The sequence below is a fragment of the Peribacillus sp. P4_B1 genome (assembly GCF_056402395.1).
On record NZ_JBFUHM010000006.1, the window covers coordinates 1 to 19,909 of the forward strand.

Below are 19,909 nucleotides of genomic sequence, written 5' to 3' on the forward strand. Positions count from 1 at the left end.
GGCAAACACATGTGGAAGAAGCAGATCATCTGCGTCATCATCAAGATGTAAAAACTATATATGCGAAACGTAAAGAAACGATTGAGCGTGTATTCGCAGATGCAAAAGAAAAGCATGGTATGCGTTGGACAACTTTAAGGGGACTTAAAAAATTGTCGATGCAGGCGATGCTTACTTTCGCTGCCATTAATTTAAAGAAGATGGCCAATTGGACATGRSGAGGTCCAAAAATGGCCTAACATAGTGGGCTCGTAGAGCCAGCCCCAATCTCTTAACTTCAGGCAAAAATTCAAAGGGAATTTCAAAAAGGGGTTCGGAATTTTTTAATTCCGAACCCCTTTTGTCTACAAACTGAAACTTTTCCTCGATGGAAAGGTCTCTTTTCAACTTAAATCATTTACCCAATGATGACGCGTTCCTTTGGATAATGATAATTTTCCGTAACTTCTTTATGGCCAATGATAAAAAGCAGGGACGTTATCCCGACTCGGCCAATAAACATAATGATCATAATGACAATTTTACCGGTATTACTGAGATCAGGCGTGATTCCCATCGAAAGGCCAACTGAACCGAAAGCCGAACATACCTCAAAAATGATTTGGGTTAAAGTGAAATTCTCGGTAATCGATAAAATGAAGATGGCCAATATGCACAGGAAGGAACCCATGATCATAACTGCTGTCGCTTTTCGGATATCATCTGGATGAATCTCCCGTTTGAACACTTTGATGGATCGCCTTCCCCTCATGAAATTCCATAAGAAAAGAATCATGATAGCCAGAGTGGTTGTGCGGATCCCTCCCCCGACTGAGCTTGGGGATGCCCCAATGAACATTAATATGCTCATCAATAAAAGGGTCGGTTCCGAAAAGTCACCCACATTCATTGTTGTTAGCCCTCCGCTTCGCGTATTGGAGGACATGAATAACGAGTAGAAGAACGATTCATGCCAGCTCTTACCTTTAAAGAACCCATTCATTTCCAGCAGGTAAATCAGGATCGTCCCCCCAATGATAAGAAAAAAGAAAGTGACTGATGTCAGCTTCGTGAACAAAGAAAAATGAAACTTATAAGTACGGGCACTATTGGACAAAAACTCTTTCAACTCGATCAAGACCGGAAACCCAATGGCTCCAAGGGTAAGCAGGATAATCGTGATGAACTGTACGAAGTAATCCCCTTTAAAAGGAATCATCGATATACCGGTGATATCAAAACCGGCATTGGTAGTGGAACTGACTGCCAAAAATAAGCCATTTAAGAAGGCGTCTTTCCAGTTTGGATAATAATTCAAAAAATAAATACCTAAAACCAGGGCACCAATCATTTCAATAACGAGGAATATCTGAATGATTTGAATCAATAATTTAACAAGGCCCGAAAGATTCGATTGGTTTTGATCGGTCATGATCAATTGCCTTTCCTTCAAACCGATCTTCTTGCCCAATATTAGCCAGAAAAAGGTTCCGAGTGTCATGATGCCAATCCCGCCAAACTGGAGAACGAACATCAGAATGAAATAGCCAGCCTCACTTAACACATCAGGCGTACTGACTACAGTTAATCCTGTAACACTGACAGCACTGATAGCTGTAAATAAGGCATCCATGAATTCCCACTCAACACCAGGTTTTAGGGCAACCGGCAGGCTAAGCAACGCTGTCGAGATGCTGACAGCTAAAAAATAATAACCGACGATAAGCTGAGCTGGTGTTAATTTTGATAATATTTTTTTGATAGCAAACATAAAGAGTTTCCTTTCTTACTCCTTTATAGTTATGTGAATCACATAACCATTAAAAATCTAGTTTACCCTTTTTTCATTCTTTTTTCCATTCTCTTTTAAAACTGTCTTACTTACAACAATAAGGCAGGTTTACCAAAAAGTTTGATTCCGCTACTATAAGTAAAACTCCGCATTCTACTTATACTATCATTACAGCGGCAAAAGCCGTTGAAAAAGTAAAGGGGAGATTCAAATGGCTAACAGCAGTAACAACCTTCTTGTTCCTGGAATTGAACAAGCATTAGAACAAATCAAATATGAAATTGCATCAGAATTCGGTGTACAACTAGGTTCCGATACTTCAGCACGTGCCAATGGTTCAGTTGGCGGAGAAATTACGAAACGACTTGTAGCACAAGCTCAATCTCAACTTAAAGGTCAAGGTCAATAATTACTATCACAATTAAATATCCATGGCTAAGAGTCCAGCTCCGTGCTGGACTCTTTTAATTATTCCCTTGTCCGTTTCCATTATTGCCCTTACCCTTTTTCCACTTATCCCAATCTTGTTTAACCTTTATCACTATTTTATCTTGTTTATCTTTTTTATTTTTACTTTCGAGCTTTATATGATCGCCATTATTCTGTTCTCTTTCTCTTCCCTTTTCATTGACCGATGTATATCTTTTCCCATCAAGCCTTTTATCTTCCTTTTCATTTTTCTGCTTGTCCTTAAATTGGTTGCTGTGATTATTTTGATTGCTGACAGGTTTTCCTTTTGATTCCATGCTTTTTTTCTTAAAGTCATTTATCTCATTCCGTTTTCCATTTTTATCTTCACTTTTGGTTTTTCCCTTATTTTGGTCTGATGGTGTTCCTAAGTTTTTCTGTTCATTTGGTTTTGCTTCATTTACCGACTTTTGCTTTAATTCATTTGTTGTATTGTTCTCTTTTTTCTTTTCCTCAACCGATTTTTTTTCTGTACTCAGCGTTTCGCTCTGCTCTTTCGGAATAACAACCTTTTCCTCTACTTTTTTATCCGTTGCTGGTGCTGACTCCCTCGTATTGACTTTTACCTTCTCTTTATCTTCATTTAACTTCTTTTCGACATACTTACCTGTGGATATGCCTTGTTCCCTTGCTTGCTTCCTATCGCTTTTTGTTGCCTGAATCACTTTCATCTTCGTATTAGAAACATTATTCTGTTCTGATATTTCTTTTATCTCTTTTTTTAAGTTCTTATCCAATTTTTTATCTTTATCCAATATCGTTGTGGAAACGACTATTTGTTTTTTTTCTTTCAGATATCCAAGTTGCTTCGTCGTTTCGACGATTCGGTTTGTAACCGTTTTAATGTCCTTACCTTTCCAATCTTTCAGCTGACCAATCACAAGCTTGCCGTCTTCATTTAAACCGCTAAGTTTGAGAACTTCTAAATGATGGTCAAGCTCCAATTCAATGCTGGGATTCACATCTATTGTCATGTATGCCGATACATGCTCAGAGAAATAGGATGGAAGAAACGAAAAGAGAATCAGGAAAGTGGAGGCAATGCTTAGCACGGCCTTTTTTTTGAAAGATGAATTAAAATTGGGAAAGGCGAAAGTGACCTTTTGTTTAATAGGCGAAAAAGCGATTTCCTCACCTACTTCATATTCCCGTTCCTGCCTTTTGGTTTTTAGAAATTCACCCTCGGGGGTCAATAGGGTTACAAAACGCTTATTAACTGAAAGAATTACTCCTTTTTTCATCCATTGATAGCCCCTTTTATATAATCATTCAAGTACAAAAAATCTCCGTTTATTATGATTGCCACAGCAATGATGTACTTTCTGTTCCGTTCAATCGTTTTTCTGCTTACATCCACTTTTCCTTCAAGCTGCTTTACTGGCAGCCGCTTTTTTGCAAACAGGATTTCTTTCAGTTCGTCATCTTCCATTAACAATTTAGCAATCATAATAGCTCCCTTCCTGGCATCCGCATGTTTTGGAGAGTTTTCGACTAAATCCTCAAATGACAGACCAAAATCCTGTAGATGGCTTATATAAAGGTGAATTTCTTCTTTTCTTCTTTCCGATTCCTTTTGCTTCTCGTATTCATTCATGGAATTTTCATTATCGATATATATATGGCTTTGATCATTATCATCATTCAGAGATAAATCCAAAAGGACTTCTTTCCGTTTCGACTGGCTTCTTAAATAATCTATAACCCTTCGTTTAACGAGGGTTTCGGCAAATGCCAATAAAGAACGGCCTTTTTCCGGGGAATATTTATCGATTGCCTCATTAAAAGCAATCATTCCAATACTAAATTCATCATCTGATTCGTAAATGTAACGTCTGCAGATTGATGAGACGGTTTTTGCAATAAAAGGTTTGAAAGACTCTATAGTATCATTACGAAGGCTTATATCGCCTTGTTGAATTTTCAATACGGTTTCTTCTAAAGAACGCTTTTTTTTGAATGCTGTAAACATCAATCCAAGCATTTGCTCACCTCGCTCCTGTTGAACAAAAATACGCATCAACATACTTATCTTAAGCGGAGCGAGTCTAAAAGACAGTGCTAAAAGAACTATTTTTGCGATATAAATGAAATCACATAATATATCCACATGATAAAATACTTAGTTTCTTCTCGTTTATTACAGTGCAATTACAGTAAAATATCTTTTACAGGATCATTGTACAAATCAATGGGACAATTGTCATTTTTCTAACGAGAATTTAATATTCACATCTTTTAACATATCATTCGCAAACATCCCTGGTCTTGTGTGGGTAGCCTCCATAAATACATTAAGAAGATAAAAAAACAGGCGTAAACTTGCACGCCTGTTTTTTTATGCTTCCTGTATTTGATTCTCTTTTTTCTCTTTTTTGCTTGAAATGATCCACGCACCCACGGCAATTCCAATCAATACGACCCAGAATATCGATTTCCAAAGAGTTGATTCAGGGAAATGATGATCGATGACAGCCAGTGAAGGGTGTGCGAGTGTATATACCGCTAACTTCACCCCAACCCAACCTACAATCAAAAATGCTGCCGTTTCAAGTGAAGGACGCTGATGAAGCAATTTCACGAATGCATTTGCTGCAAACCTCATAATGATCAATCCAATCATACCACCGAGGAACATAACGGCGAATTGCCCTCCGTCAATACTGCCGACTTTCATCCAGCCTGTTGCAGGAAGTGTAACAGCCAGTGCAACGGCGGCCAACATGGAATCGATTGCGAAAGCGATATCAGCAGCTTCAACCTTTACCACGGTCAACCAGAAGCCAGATTGCTTTTTAGGTTTTGTGACTTCCTTCTCACCTTTACCAACGTATTTTTTGTAAATGTGCTGAAAAGCAATGAAAAGTAAGTAAATGGCACCGATCGCTTGAACTTGCCACACGTCGACAAGAAAGGAAATAAGGAATAGACTTGCAAAGCGGAAAACAAAAGCTCCCATCAGACCATAAAACAAGGCTTTTCGTTGTTGTTCTTTTGGTAAATGTTTAACCATGACAGCCATGACGACTGCATTATCCGCAGCGAGTATTCCTTCTAGTCCAACCAAGATAAGAAGGACCCAACCATATTCCAATAATATTGATGCTTCCATCCATTCAACCTCCAATAGTTTGTATTCTCTCCCTATCGGCATTGGCAAAATAAAAAGACCTCTGCCGTATAGGCAAAGGTCTTGCTGAACATGAAAACATGTCAACAAAGCCGATGAATGTTTCCATTCACGTAATGACGACTTTGTTTTAGGGCGAACCCTAACGCTACTCCCCTTTGAAAGGAAAATCAGTTATTAAGTATATTAATAGTATACGCACTTATTATGAAAATAACAATCTTTTTTATATTTGGATCATCCTCTTCGTTTCCCTTTGGATAATTTAATCAACTGCAAATATTCTTTACCAAAACGGATCCAGTTCGGTTTTCCAGAAAAGTAGTTCTGAAACAACGATAAAAACCTCGGATATTTCCCATCATATGGATACCATTGGATTTCTGTATTCTTTTTACCTTTATCGATCATGATCGCTTTTTCATGACAGAAAATCTTCAATCCATGCTCGCCATGATAGCGGCCAATGCCACTTTGTTTGGCACCTCCAAATGGTAAATGATGATTAGCAACAGTAATCAGCACATCATTGATCGTCACCGCTCCTGTAACTAACTGTGACGCAATCCGACTTGCTTTTTCCCTGTCCATCGTCCATACGCTCGAATTGAGTCCATATTCACTTTCATTTGCAAGGGCAATCACTTGTTCCTCCGTATCAAAAGGCACAACAGGCAACACGGGTCCGAACGTTTCTTCTTTCATGATTTTCATGGAATGGTCGACATTGGACAGAATCGTCGGCGGGATGAAGTGGGTCTGTCCCGTTCTCCACTCTTTCGGAGAGGTTCCAGTTTCAATTATGGCCCCTTTATTCAGTGCGTCCTCCAGGTGTCCAGCCACAATATCAACTTGTGCTGGGAAAGTCATTGAACCGATATCATCGTTTAATTGAATCCCCTGCCTCATGGACTTCGCTTTTTCTTTAAGCACCGTTAGGAATTCCTTATAAACGGAACGTTCTACATAAACCCTTTCGACACTCATACACACTTGCCCGCTGTTTGTAAAAGCACCCCAAAGAGCCCCGTTCACAGCCCGTTCCAGGTTAGCATCACTCAGAACAATCATCGGATCCTTCCCGCCAAGCTCAAGAGTAGTTGGGATAAGTTGTTTAGCTGCGACCTCACCGATCATTTTTCCGGTCCTTACAGATCCAGTGAAAAATATATAATCTGGTTTTTGCTCAGTTAGTGCCGCACCCAATTCTTTCCCCCCATGCGCAAACTGTATAGTTCCCTCTGGGAAACCAGCTTCATGAAACAGATTATCAATGCACAGCCCAACTAAAGGAGTTACCTCTGATGGCTTGGCGATGACTGTATTTCCTGCTGCTAGAGCATTTAGAATGGGTACCATGGAGAGCTGCAGCGGATAATTCCATGGTGAAATGACGAGAACCGTTCCACGGGGCATAAAATGGACATAGGATTTTTTCCCAGTTAGCATGAGTGGAGTGGACACCCTCTGTCCGGAAAGAGCTTTTACTGCATGTTTCTCGATATGCTTGATCGCATCAATGGTGGGCATAATGTCAGCAACCAGCGCTTCAATTTTTACTTTTCCCGTATCTTTTGAAATAACTTCAGCTATTTCATCCATTTTTTCAACCATCAATAAGCGAAGCCGTTTTAAATATAGCAGCCGTTCTTTGATGGGAAGACTTGACCACGTTTGAAACGCATATCTTGATTTCTTATATATATCAGGGATCGAGGTCAGTGGCGTTGGAACGAATTCCGCAATCTTCTCACCTGTTGCCGGGGAATACACATCCCACTTGCCTTGTATTTTTTCCATAACTATTCCCCTTTCTTTACCAAATTCTTATCTGGTACTCCTTATCATTTTTATGTTTTAAATAAAAATTGACCAGGAACAACTTCCCTGAAATCAGGACAAATGATTCCAGAAGCATCTAAATCGTTTTGGGCTGCAGTACTGTCAAAACGTCCTTTCCAAGTGAAGTAATCAAGGGGCTTCTTGTCCTGAATATGCCTTCATAGGACCCTTGATAGAAGCGCTTGGCTTAGTCCATTGGAATATGGCCTTTTGGTTTTTCTTATACAATTCATCAACGAAAAGTTCATAAAATTCTCTAGCCTTACTTGGGTTGGGACCAGTTAAATGATAGGTTTTCCCTGCCTTCATTATATAATGCCGGAGATAAAGTAGCCTGTATAATATAATCGATTGTAACCAGGTTCACTACCGTTTCCCTCTCCGATGAAATATATGGATCAAGAAAATTGAGGTTGAAATAGCGACCATCGAATTTAATCGTTTCCCCTGTTTGGGAATGCCCCTTAACAATCATGGGCCTGATTGTCGTAATAGGAATCTCTTTTTAAGCTCCTCGTCAAGTAATTCAGCCTCAAATTTTGTCGTTCATAATGATTCTTAAAGCTTTTCGGAAAGCGCAATTCATGCTCGTAAAGAATCCCTTCCCGATTCCCTGCCACATAACGGGTGCTAAAAACGTATACCTCTTAAGATTAGTTACCCCTTTATCAAATTCGTTTACATGGTCCTTACCTACGACATTGACAAGCCGGTCAATTTTTTCAGGGATAGCTAAATCGTATATCGCGTCAAGATTAAATATGTGTGTGACTTTTTGTTGAAGTTCATCGAATAATTCCACTCACCAATTTACCTTGAATAGTAATCTCCTAGCCATAATAGCACTACCAAAATGGAATATATAGTAAAAATAATCACGATTAAAAGGAGAATTCACGATAACTATCGAAGTTAATGTATAGGAAACCAAAGGGAATTGCAGCTGTCAAGTTTATCGGGTTTAGTGTTTAATATGGGGTTTGGGAGGATAAATTCATATTATCGAATAAAATTATTATCTATATAACTGATTTTCCGTTACTATATAAGAAGGCGATTTTTTCGCGCATACATATTTGAGGTGAGCGCACAAATGAAAAGAATAATTAAAGCATACGACTTCCCTATTTTCATCGCTGTCGTATTACTCTGTTTGTTTGGTTTAGTGATGATTTACAGTTCGAGCATGATTACTGCTGTTGCTCGGTACCACCAGTCCATGGATTTCTTCTTCGAGAAACAAAAAACGGCCTTTGTCATATCATTCCTGGCAATGATCGTGACGATGATTCTTCCTTATAAGATGTACAAAAACAAAGTTTTCTTGATGTCTATGATGTTTGGAATGGCCGGTATCCTTTTGCTGCTATTTATTTTCGGCCATACAGCAGGAAATGCCACAAGCTGGTTCAAGTTAGGGACAAAATCGGTCCAACCTGCGGAATTTTCCAAGTTAGTCATGATCATTTATCTGGCAGCCATATACGGAAAAAGGCAGGATCGAATCAATAGCATTGATAAAGCCGTCATCCCCCCGATTTTCTTTCTCGTATTCATTTGTTTTTTAATCGGGATTCAACCTGACTACGGAACGGCAGCCGTCATTTTCCTAATTTCAAGTACGATGATCTTTTCATCCGGAATGTCATTTAAGAGTATTTCCAAACTCTCTTTGATTACTGCGATATTCGTTACAATATTTGCATTAGGAGTAATCGTGACAGGAAATTTTTCATCCGTTTTCTCTGAAAATAAAGTGTCTCGATTTACCGGGTTTGCAGATCCTTTTGGTCAAGAGGGAGGAAATGGGTATCAGCTCGTGAATTCCTTGTATGCGATAGGATCAGGAGGCCTTACAGGCGTGGGACTTGGTGACAGTGTACAAAAATACGGGTACCTGCCCGAATCACATACGGATTTCATCATTTCCATCATTGCAGAAGAACTTGGAATATTCGGTGTAGGCTTCGTTCTATTGACACTTGGGTTTATCGTCCTTAGGGGGTTTATACTCTCAGCAAAATGTAAAGATCCATTTGGAAGCCTATTATTGATCGGAATCTCATCCATGATTGGCATTCAAGTTGGTATCAACATCGGCGGTGCGACTGGACTAATTCCCATTACTGGTATCACTCTTCCGTTCATCAGCTATGGAGGATCTTCCTTACTGCTGCTCATGCTGTCAATGGGAATATACCAAAATGTCGTAATGCGAATGAATTTACTTGAACAGAAAGAGAAAGTCGTGTCCATCCCAAAAGATGAGATCGCTTCTTCAAAATAAACGATCCAATCCTTCACCCCCTGACATTTCTGTTCATGTCAGGGGGTTTTTAGTCATACCCTCTCTCCAATCTTTGGTTATGGGATATCACATAAAAAAACAGGCAGTCAAAACCGACCGCCTGTTTTTTCATTTATAATGGATACCGATTTTCGTAAAGCCTGAAATCAAACTAAGCAAAGGACAAAGTAAGCAAAAGAATGCAAATGGGGCATATTCAAGGGTTGGAACACCCAATACCTGTGTCAGGAATACACCGCAAACACCCCAAGGAACCAGAGGATTAACAACTGTTCCTGCATCTTCAAGTACCCTCGTAAGAGTTTTTGGGTGTAAGCCTAAATCTTCATATTTCTGCTGAAAGGCTTTCCCAGGCAGTATAACTGACAAATACTGTTCACCCACTAGGAAATTCACGCTGATTCCTGCAAATACAGTAGCGGAGATCACTTTCGCTACACTCGTCAGTGAATCCTGGACCGCATTTAAAATTGAAGGAATCACTCCCAATTCAAACAATAGTCCGCCCATCGCCAATGCCAACAACACCATCGAAACGGAGAACATCATACTTTCAATGCCGCCCCTCGATAGGATTGAGTCCAGTTGTTCCATTCCACTCTTGAGTACAAATCCGCCGTATAAAATATCTGCTAGTTTTGCAACCGTCAAATTAGGAGTTTGAATGAAAGCGATGATAGCTGCCGAAATGATTCCTGCCGACAATGTCGGAATGGCTGACACCTTTTTCAAAGCCATGACTAGAACGATGGCAAACGGAATCAAACTCCATATGCTTATGTTCGTTTCCATCTCCAGGGCTTTCGTCATGGCTTCAATTTCCTCAACGCGAGCCAGTTTGACATTAGGTGAAAGGAAGTAGAAGAGAATAAGTGATATTAAAAAACCTGGAATCGTTGTCCAAAGCATATTTTTGATATGTTCAAATAATGGTACTCCAACCGTTCCCGAAGCAAGGTTGGTCGAGTCGGATAATGGAGACATTTTATCCCCAAGAAATGCACCGGAAATGATTGCACCGGCTGTGATCGCCAACGAAAAATCCATCGCCGACGCCATGCCTATGAAAGCAACGCCGATTGTGGCTGCTGTTGTAAGTGAACTCCCGATACAGAGCCCAAGTAGCGAACACACCAAAAATGTGACCGCATAGAAATATTCACCGGAAATCCAGTCAAAACCATAGTACATGATGGTAGGGATCGTCCCGCTTGCCATCCAGATTGAAATCAGCATTCCAATGAAAAAGAATATATAGATAGCTCCCATACCAGAAACTGCACCTTTGACGATAGCCGCCTCCATAATTGAAAATGGCAGCTTCTTGATCTTTCCATAAACAAATAGAAATAGGATTGCCGCTATAATTGGAATATGGGGGGCAAGTCCATAATGTATGATACCAGTTGCAATAATTAATAATAGAACGGCCAAAACCCCAATTGCTTCAGGTAAGGAGAGTTTTAGCTTTGCATCTTCAAGACGCATAATGTATTTCCCCGCTTTCATTTTGTATATTCTCTAAGGTAAGGATAGGACTTTTCACTCCCTACAATTACTGAAACGCTTTTAAGCACTAAAGTACTAGCTAAATATAAAGGAGTTTCGGGCGATTGTCAAAGGAATAATAATCTATTTTAGTAGAATTCGATTCTTCATTCCTTTTTATCACAAAACAAAAACCCATACTTCGATTCGTATAGGTTCAGCTAAATATTCCCTAAGATATAAGTCCTCTTCTTTGCTTAGCCCCAAATAAGGCCCTATCTTAATCATGTCCCTACAATTCTTTCAGTTATGTCGTAGTCCCACCTAAATGAACTGCAAACCGTTCCTGATCATCATATAATTTGGTTTTTAATTTACCAATTAATAAAAATTATTATTGTGTACAAACTACTTTTTGTAAGTAAAAAAATGATTCCTGTACACCGAAGATTTAGATTTTAGATTTGGTCAACTGCTGCATTCGAATATGTAATTACACAAATCCTATTATTATAATCTTTTTTATAAGTGGATAGTTTTCACAATCGATAATATTTGCGACGCATTTTCCTAGGCTTACACCTTTAATCAAACGCCATCCCTTTAAAACAAAATAGCCAACATCTACTCTTTTCAAAAAAAGGTTAATGTTATATAATAAGTTTGTTCAGTATTTCACAAACTTCTGTTGAAAAGTATCCATCCTAGAAGGATGGATACTTAGAAGGCTACATTAACAAGGAAATATAGATAGGTAATGTAATTAAAGATAGAATGGTACTAATTACAAATGAAGATGCTGTTTCAGTTGATAATGAATCAAATCTAGTTGAAATCATTGCAGCTACAGCAGATCCCGGAAATGATACTAGCAAAATAGCTTTAATTGTATCTGCATGATCAAGGCCAATTAGATGAGCAACCAGAATCATAAATAATGGAATAGCCACAACTTTTAAAATGGAAATACCAAAAGCAATTGGTCGTAGGCTAATCTTACGGATACCCACGGTTACACCAACAGCAAATAATGCAACCCCAGATGTCACTGACCCAATTTGATCAAGCGCATTTTTTATGATATCCGGTGCCTGGAACCCTAATAGTGTTAATACAACAGCAAGTAGGGGAATACATGCAAGCGGTTCGCTAAGACCATGCAAAACAATACCTAGAATGTTTGTTTTTTCATCTTTAGATTTACCCAATCTGGATTGTCCGACCGTACCAACTATTGTTGCTAATGGATCCAGAAGGGCATTCACCACAATACCGGTAATCGCAATAGGTATAGCTATCTCTTGCGCCCCAAACAAACTGCCTAATACAGATATCCCCATAAAAGCAAAGGCTGGCTGAGTTGCGTTTAATGAGAACATAGATGCTTTAGTTAAATCGTATTTAAACACCAAACGAGCCACTATTAAAAGGATAATGTAAAAGCCAATAACACCTATGGTCATAGTTAAGAAAAATGACCATTGATTAATTAAGGTTTGTTTTGAGGTTGTCGTGATCCCAATGAATAAGTGTGCAGGTAATGCAAATTTTGTAACTAACGTATTAAGCCCTTTGGATGATTCTGAATTAAAAATTTTAAAATAGCCACCCAAATAACCAATAATAATTGTAAAAAAGATTGGTATTAATGTTAAAAATATATTCCCAATATTCACTCGAGATGCACTTCTCTTTCCAAAAAATTGTCCTATTTAAAAGATTCTACTTTGACTGACTTATACGGAGATCCCCTAAAACGGATCCCCTTTCTTTTGAGACAACAAAATAATCCCGGATTTATTTCCCATGAATGGTTTTGTACTCCGGCTTCCACATGTATTCTGTAATTGCTTTTTCAATATCTGTTATATCCGCTTTCGCAACTCCTTCTTCAATGGCTGTCTTTGCCACTTCGATGGCTACAGATTTAGAAACCTCTTGCAATTGTTTGATTGAAGGGAGTAAAGAAGCACCATGCTTACTGCTATCCGATAATCTTGAAACAGCAGATGATGCTGCTGCAAGCATGCCCTTAGAGATTATTGTTGCTTCTGCGACAATTGCACCAAGTCCAAGTCCTGGAAAAATATATGCATTATTAGATTGTCCGATTGTATAAATCACACCATTATAGTCAACATCATCAAACGGGCTTCCTGTCGCTATTAAGGCTTTACCTTGAGTCCACTTTATAAGGTCTTCAGGAACAGCTTCCGCTAAGGGAGTCGGATTTGACATCGGCATAATAATAGGATGTTCCACGTGCTTTGCCATTTCTTTTACAACTTCTTCTGAGAAAGCTCCTGTTTGACCAGAAGTACCGATTAAGATGGTTGGTTTAACCTTTTTTATTACCTCTAATAATGGGATAATTCCGACTTCATTCCGAGCCCATTCCTCAACTCCTTCAGCTTTCCGGCAATACGGCTTTTGGAATTTCAAAACATCCGGAATGTCATCTATCAACAATCCACGATAATCGACAGCCCAAAAGTTACCATATGCCTCTTCTCTTGAAATGCCATCAAGAATCATGGCTTCAACCATCTGATCAGCATTACCGATTCCTGCTGCACCTGGACCAAAAACAACAACTCTTTGTTCCTTTAAAGGAACACCAGTTACTTGTAATGCAGACTTTACGGCGGCTAGTGTTACTGCACCTGTACCTTGTATATCATCATTAAAAGTGAGAATCTTTTCACCATAATTATCGATTATATTTCGTGCATTTATATTTCCAAAGTCTTCCCAGTGAAGTAATACCCTTGGGAAGAAGGCTTGAGAATTTTTAACAAATAAATCAATGAATTCGGTGTATTCATCACCGCGAACACGCCCAAACCTGTTACCAATATACAGTGGATCACTAATCAGGCTTTCGTTGTCAGTCCCAACATCCAGGACAATAGGTAGCACCCTGCTTGGATCAATTCCCGCAGCTGCAGTGTAGACTGCCAATTTGCCAATGGCTATGTTAATTCCACCAACTCCCTGATCTCCGATTCCAAGAATACTTTCAGAATCTGTAACAACTATTAAATCGATATCATCAGATGAAAGGTCCAGGTTTTTAAATGCATCTTCCATTCCCTCCATATTATCTATAGATAGGTATAGACCTCCTGGACGGTGATATTCTTGGGAGTACTGTTGAATGGCCTCTCCTACAGTAGGTGTGTAAATGATTGGAAGTATTTCACTTAGATGGTCTTTAAGTAGGCGGTAAAACAGTACCACATTCCTATTAAACAAATCATATAACATTCCATTCTTCCGAATATCGCTAGGTTGAGTGGAAAATTGTACATAAGCTCTTTTTACTTGTTCCTCAAGAGTAAGCACCTGGGATGGCAGCAAACCTACCAATCCTAGTTCATTTCTTTCTTCCTTAGTGAAAGCAACCCCTTTATTAATAAAAGGGTTTGACAGAATACCTTTTCCTCTTAAAGTTGTTTCCAAGCCCTTTTTTGTCTTATCATAAGCTGTCATAGACGTACCCTCTTCCTAAAAATGTATATTTACAAATGATCATTACCAGGCAATAGAGTATATTCTTCCCTGTGGAAGTGTAATTACTAAAAGAAAACTGTAAAAAGGAAAATAAATATACAGCACATAAAAACATAAATATTTCCTCATTACTGCTTATTTGTTTAATCCTATGAAAAATTTATACATAACTCAATCGCCAGTGTATATCTTAGTAGTCATTTACGGGGGACACTAGCTTATTTAACTATTTTTAGTATTATGTAATTAAAAAAAGTAAGCAGCCATTTGGCTACTTACAGATAACGTTGAATAATATGGCTCTTGTCATCATTAAATTTGTGTTGGGAGACTGGTCGGCCTATCGTTCCATAGATTACCTTAACATCAAGGACCCCGATATCCTTCATGAATTTTAAATATTTCCTTACTGATACMCTGGATATACCCGCCACATTTACGACTTCCTCTGTTGAAAAGGGAGCATTTTTAAATACCCGTATCACATTCCATATAATCTTTAAGGTATCTTGAGCTAATCCTTTCGGTAATTCCTCTGGTAAATGATTTTCTTCTTGATGCAATATTCGATAATCTAATTCTTCTTGATTTAGCATATTTTTATCTTGAATAAAAGCTGATTTGTTCCGATATGCTGATAAGGCCGCGTTAAAACGTTCAAATTCAAACGGCTTAATTAAATAATCAACAGCACCTAGTCTCAATGCTTTCTGAATCCTCTCAATGTCCGACGCAGCAGAAATGACAATAACATCTATTTCTTTTTCACTTTCTCGAATTTGTGAGAGTAAATCGAGTCCATTTTTCCCAGGCATGAAAATGTCTAATAGAACTAACCCTATTCTTTGATTTTCCAATACATTCAGAGCTTGATCCACTGAGGAACAGACAGCAGCTAATTCGTAGCCATCGACTTGATTCAAATAGCGCTTATTGAACTCAGCAACCATCGGGTCATCTTCTACGATCATTACCTTAATCATCCTACATCATCCTTGCTTTTGTATGGTATATAAACCACAAACGTTGTTTCTTGACCTTCTTTTGACCTAATATCGAGATCTCCACCTAGCTTATCCAGGCTTGCCTTAACCAAATATAAACCAATCCCCCTGTCATCTCCTTTTGTTGTAAATCCTTTTAGAAGGATATGATTAAGATTGGCATCAGATATTCCCTGTCCAGTATCATGAACTTCAATAGTTAAAATATCATCTGCATAATCAAACTTTAATTCAATTCGTTTAACGGGCCTTTTTTCCACTGCTTCTATAGCATTGTCAATCAAATTTCCTATTATCGTAATTAGCTCATGAGTAATAGATGCATTTTCTGGTTCTGGCAATTGAAAGTCAGAGGATAATGCCAGCTTAGCACCTGCTTCCCTGGCATAACTTAGTTTTCCAATTAAAAAACCGGCTAGTACTGGATCTTTAACGGTTTTGGTAATAAAGCCAATCTCGTTCTCTCTGTGGTCAACAAGATCACTAATATATGCTGCAAGCTGATCATAATAATGCATATGCACCATACCAAGTATTACATGAAGTTTGTTCATGAATTCGTGCGACTGGGCCCTTAAAGATTCAGCATATAAACGGACTCCAGTAAGCTGCTCCGCCAGCAGATGTATTTCTGTTTTATCACGAAATGTAGCCACGGCACCCACGATTTCATCCTTTACAAATACTGGCACCCTATTCACTAGTAAGACACTATCGTTTAAATCCTGCTCTTTATCCAATTCGGCCTTGCCGGTCTCCAGGATTCTATCCAGGTTTGAGCCAGGCATGTAACCAGTTACCTTTTTACCCGTTGGATTTTCATTAATGCCCGCTTTTTTAAATATCTTTAAAGCTGCTTTGTTTATGAGAGTAATGGTTGAACTCTGATCTACCGCTATAATTCCCTCCCGAACTGATTGTAAAATGGCGTTTCGCTCTTTTAAAACCTTTGCAATAGCAAAAGGTTCCAGCCCAAATAATATTTTCTTAATATACCTTGCCAAAAGGATTGCCCCGGCAATTCCGGTTAATATTCCAAAAACGGTTCCCACATAAATATTAAAACGGCTTTTTAAAACAGCATCATTAACTTTTTGAAGAGAAATACCGACCACCACGGCTCCAATTTGATTATCCTCTGAATCATAAACAGGGGTGAAAGAACGCAATGACCTGCCTAAAGTTCCTTTGGAAATAGATATGTGCTCTCTACCTCGTAATACATCTTTCTCATCCCCCCCAACAAATTTTTTTCCTATTTTACTTGGATCGGGGTGAGTTTTCCGGATTCCATTATTATCGATTATTACTACAAATTCTACATCTGTCGATTTTTTTATCCTATTGGCAAATTGCTGAACTTCCTGATTGTTCCCACTTCCACTTAACGCTTCGATTACAAGCGGCGTTTGTGCTGCCATGCGTGCTACGTTTACTGCTTTTTCAGTCTGGCTCTTCTCTATTGTATCCGCTACTGTTTGGCTAATAAGAATATCTGTAATAAATAATGATAGGGCTACTACTCCACACACCAGTATCATAATAGTAAACTGTAGACTCCATTTCCCTTTTTTCACTGCTACACACCTCTTTGGTCTAAAAACTCTATTAACTTTAAGGAAGATACTTTTTATGTTAAGTATGTTCATTTTGCCTACATCACACAATTATTCGGTACTTTATCAAGTTCCAAAAAGGTAGCCAATTGATTTAATTCAATTAACCTAACCATTTGCCAATCGTATCCTTAAAAATACTCCAATGATAAAACCGACTATACCTTCGTACTTGGATATAAATGCATACCTCGGTAGTTCAATATAAGTTATTTTTGCTATTCTCCTCCTGCACCAGGGTTAAAGCCACAAATTTTCTATTAGCATTATGCAGTTATAAGAAGTTTCGCGGAATATCCCAGCAATTCTTACCATGCTAAAAGTTACTGCGCTTTTCTTTTAACCTTTCCAATTAGTTACTATTTAATTTTCAAAAATTCAGCTGTCTAACATCTTCTATCTCCCTGTTTCCGTTTATCTAAAGTCGACATGTTTAAAACAGGGGGTAATGATTAAAATACCCGCATTTTCAACAGATTTCAAATCAACAATGTATTAAGACAGTACTCAAGGTTTAGACTTAGTCATCAATTGTGTAAAATGGCCTAAACATAGAAAAGGTCATTTAATTACTAGAGATATGTTAATGATTATGAAAAAAGATTAGTAATTGTAGACATCAGTGCGGATGTAGACGGGGCAATTGAAACCTATAAATCGAAAATACATGCAAATCCTACTTATGTATATATAACATCAGTCTTTATTGTTTATATAACTTTTATCTGGAATCTGTTTTTTTTTGATTACACAAAAAAAGCTTGCAGATTTAGACCCTAAAAGGGACCTTATTCTACAAGCTGAACAACCTCCACTATCAGATGTTTTCCAGTTAAACTATTGATTAAAATGATATACAACCCAAATGTCAGGGATTTCTGTTCCAATGTATCAAGTTAAGTCGAAGCCTGATTGATTATGAAGTTCCTCCATAAATTCGCTCTATAGGTAATTTCACATAATAACAGGTAAATATAGCCCCGGAAACATGTTTAAGTTACTATCAAAAAAACCTTTCGATATTTAAACAATGCTCCAGATAATGAAAAAACCCGTGTATATTACACGGGCCTCTCCATTATTTCAAATCCATTGGATTATATAATTCCACGTCAGGATTTTTATCTTGGAACCAACGAAGTGCAAATTCGTTTTCAAATAAAAATGCATATTTATCAAACCGGTCTTTAACAAGAATGCTTCTTGTGCTATGAAGATTTTCATCCAGCTTTTCATCTTCAGCCCAACGTGTGATCTTACTGCCCATGCGCTCCATCACGACTTCAACATTGTACTCATTCCTCATTCGATGCTCGAATACTTCAAATTGAAGTTGCCCAACCGCACCAAGCAGGTATTCTTCCATCCGAACCGTTTTGAAGAGCTGAATTGCCCCTTCTTGTACAAGTTGGTTAATTCCTTTATGGAAATGTTTCTGTTTCATGACGTTTTTAKCTGTTACCCTCATGAATAGTTCCGGTGTAAACTGCGGTAGCCTTTCAAACTGGAACATGTCTTTGCTTGTTGTAATCGTATCGCCGATTTGGTAGTTCCCGGTATCATATAAACCGATGATATCCCCGCTTACGGCTTCGTTTACGGTGTTCCGATCATCTGCCATGAATTGAGTAGATGAAGAAAGGTTGATTGGTTTCCCTGTCCTGCTCAAGTTGACACTCATTCCACGCTCGAATTTACCGGAGCAGATACGAAGGAAAGCAATCCGATCACGGTGTTTCGGATTCATATTCGCCTGTATCTTGAAAATGAAGCCGGAAAAATCATTACTGACAGGACTCATTTCACCTGATGTTGTCATCCGTGCTTGTGGGGCTGGTGCAAATTTCAGATAGGCATCCAAAAACGTCTGAACACCGAATGTCGTTAAAGCACTTCCGAAAAATACGGGACTAAGTTTTCCATTCGCAATGTTTTCTTCAGAGAATTGGTTACCCGCTTCCGTCAACAGCATGATTTCTTCCAAAGTTTGCTCATATAACTGGGAATCCTTAAGTTTATGATCCACTTCGAGTTCACCTTCGTCATTCAACGGAAGGAAACGCTCATCCCCTTCAGTTTTGAATTGTTCAATCCGATTATTGAACCTATCGTAAATACCCACGAAGTCTTTTCCCATTCCAATCGGCCAGTTCATCGGGTATGTTTCAATCCCCAATACCTCTTCAAGTTCGGCAAGCAATTCGAGCGGCATTTTACCTTGTCGGTCCATTTTATTGATAAAAGTGAAAATCGGGATACCCCTCATCCGACATACTTTGAATAATTTAACCGTCTGATCCTCGATCCCTTTTGCCGAGTCGATGATCATCACGGCGCTATCAACAGCCATCAGTGTACGATATGTGTCTTCACTGAAATCTTGGTGACCTGGTGTATCGAGAATATTAACACGGAAATCATCATAATCAAATTGCATGACCGAGGATGTAACGGAAATTCCCCGTTGCTTCTCTATCTCCATCCAGTCACTTGTAGCATATTTCCCTGTTTTTCTTGCTTTAACTGTTCCGGCATCACGAATCGCACCACCAAACAGCAATAATTTTTCTGTTAAAGTCGTTTTCCCGGCATCCGGGTGAGAGATGATTGCGAAGGTCCTTCGAGAGTGAACCTCGTCTTTTAATGTAGTCATAAAATGTTCCTTTCATTATTGGAGTCATCAATAAAAAATATATAGGGGATTTATCGTAATTTTTACATTGGAATGGCAACCTTTCTTTGTATGCAGCAAAGATCCTGATCATACACAAT

The 19,909-nt window shown here is 38.6% G+C and carries 16 protein-coding genes; 3 read left to right on the forward strand and 13 right to left on the reverse strand.

What is annotated here, in order from left to right:
- On the forward strand, positions 1-239 hold a 239-nt coding region (locus AC1DVK_RS04700; protein WP_477625953.1), incomplete at its 5' end, for a transposase.
- A gap of 158 nt (positions 240-397) precedes the next feature.
- Here the strand turns inward: AC1DVK_RS04700 and AC1DVK_RS04705 are convergent.
- Positions 398-1,750: a TrkH family potassium uptake protein gene (locus tag AC1DVK_RS04705; protein WP_477625954.1), complete on the reverse strand. Its 1,353-nt coding sequence runs from the start codon at positions 1,748-1,750 to the stop codon at positions 398-400.
- 232 nt (positions 1,751-1,982) lie between these two features.
- Between AC1DVK_RS04705 and AC1DVK_RS04710 the strand changes: the two genes are divergently transcribed.
- The gene (locus AC1DVK_RS04710; RefSeq protein ID WP_061462216.1) at positions 1,983-2,180 is read left to right on the forward strand and encodes an alpha/beta-type small acid-soluble spore protein; all 198 of its coding nucleotides are present in this window, start codon (positions 1,983-1,985) and stop codon (positions 2,178-2,180) included.
- 55 nt (positions 2,181-2,235) lie between these two features.
- On the opposite strand, the gene AC1DVK_RS04715 is transcribed toward AC1DVK_RS04710, so the two are convergent.
- From AC1DVK_RS04715 to AC1DVK_RS04740, 6 genes are all read right to left on the reverse strand, one after another.
- Complete coding sequence (locus AC1DVK_RS04715; protein ID WP_477625955.1) at positions 2,236-3,480, reverse strand: anti-sigma factor domain-containing protein; 1,245 nt, start codon at positions 3,478-3,480, stop codon at positions 2,236-2,238.
- On the reverse strand, positions 3,477-4,220 hold the full coding sequence (gene sigI / locus AC1DVK_RS04720) for an RNA polymerase sigma factor SigI (RefSeq protein WP_061462214.1): 744 nt from the start codon (positions 4,218-4,220) through the stop codon (positions 3,477-3,479). The genes AC1DVK_RS04715 and sigI overlap by 4 nt, the downstream gene beginning before the upstream one ends.
- Before the next feature lie 354 nt (positions 4,221-4,574).
- Positions 4,575-5,348, reverse strand: a complete 774-nt coding sequence (locus tag AC1DVK_RS04725) for a TerC family protein (protein ID WP_089364129.1) — start codon at positions 5,346-5,348, stop codon at positions 4,575-4,577.
- Between the two features lie 255 nt (positions 5,349-5,603).
- Entirely contained in the window at positions 5,604-7,166 is a 1,563-nt protein-coding gene (locus AC1DVK_RS04730; RefSeq protein ID WP_477625956.1) for an aldehyde dehydrogenase family protein, read from the reverse strand.
- Between the two features lie 304 nt (positions 7,167-7,470).
- Positions 7,471-7,683: a hypothetical protein gene (locus tag AC1DVK_RS04735; protein WP_477625957.1), complete on the reverse strand. Its 213-nt coding sequence runs from the start codon at positions 7,681-7,683 to the stop codon at positions 7,471-7,473.
- 57 nt (positions 7,684-7,740) lie between these two features.
- Positions 7,741-8,010, reverse strand: a complete 270-nt coding sequence (locus tag AC1DVK_RS04740; RefSeq protein ID WP_477625958.1) for a hypothetical protein — start codon at positions 8,008-8,010, stop codon at positions 7,741-7,743.
- 291 nt (positions 8,011-8,301) lie between these two features.
- On the opposite strand from AC1DVK_RS04740, the gene AC1DVK_RS04745 reads away from it, so the two are divergent.
- Complete coding sequence (locus AC1DVK_RS04745; RefSeq protein WP_089364132.1) at positions 8,302-9,495, forward strand: FtsW/RodA/SpoVE family cell cycle protein; 1,194 nt, start codon at positions 8,302-8,304, stop codon at positions 9,493-9,495.
- Between the two features lie 129 nt (positions 9,496-9,624).
- Here AC1DVK_RS04745 and nhaC read toward each other — a convergent pair whose 3' ends face one another.
- The 6 genes from nhaC to AC1DVK_RS04775 all read right to left on the reverse strand — a co-directional run bounded on the left by nhaC (position 9,625) and on the right by AC1DVK_RS04775 (position 19,790).
- Positions 9,625-11,004, reverse strand: coding sequence for a Na+/H+ antiporter NhaC (nhaC, locus tag AC1DVK_RS04750; protein ID WP_427087240.1), 1,380 nt, complete (start codon positions 11,002-11,004; stop codon positions 9,625-9,627).
- A gap of 728 nt (positions 11,005-11,732) precedes the next feature.
- Entirely contained in the window at positions 11,733-12,680 is a 948-nt protein-coding gene (locus AC1DVK_RS04755; protein ID WP_089364133.1) for an AEC family transporter, read from the reverse strand.
- A gap of 121 nt (positions 12,681-12,801) precedes the next feature.
- Positions 12,802-14,496: an NAD-dependent malic enzyme gene (locus AC1DVK_RS04760; protein ID WP_477625959.1), complete on the reverse strand. Its 1,695-nt coding sequence runs from the start codon at positions 14,494-14,496 to the stop codon at positions 12,802-12,804.
- Positions 14,497-14,792: 296 nt separating this feature from the next.
- The gene (locus tag AC1DVK_RS04765; protein WP_477625960.1) at positions 14,793-15,500 is read right to left on the reverse strand and encodes a response regulator; all 708 of its coding nucleotides are present in this window, start codon (positions 15,498-15,500) and stop codon (positions 14,793-14,795) included.
- Positions 15,497-17,098, reverse strand: coding sequence for a DcuS/MalK family sensor histidine kinase (dcuS, locus tag AC1DVK_RS04770; RefSeq protein WP_477625961.1), 1,602 nt, complete (start codon positions 17,096-17,098; stop codon positions 15,497-15,499). The genes AC1DVK_RS04765 and dcuS overlap by 4 nt, the downstream gene beginning before the upstream one ends.
- Positions 17,099-18,215: 1,117 nt before the next feature.
- A complete protein-coding gene (locus tag AC1DVK_RS04775) occupies positions 18,216-19,790 on the reverse strand; it encodes a peptide chain release factor 3 (RefSeq protein ID WP_477625962.1) in 1,575 nt (524 codons plus the stop codon).
- Positions 19,791-19,909: the final 119 nt, after the last annotated feature.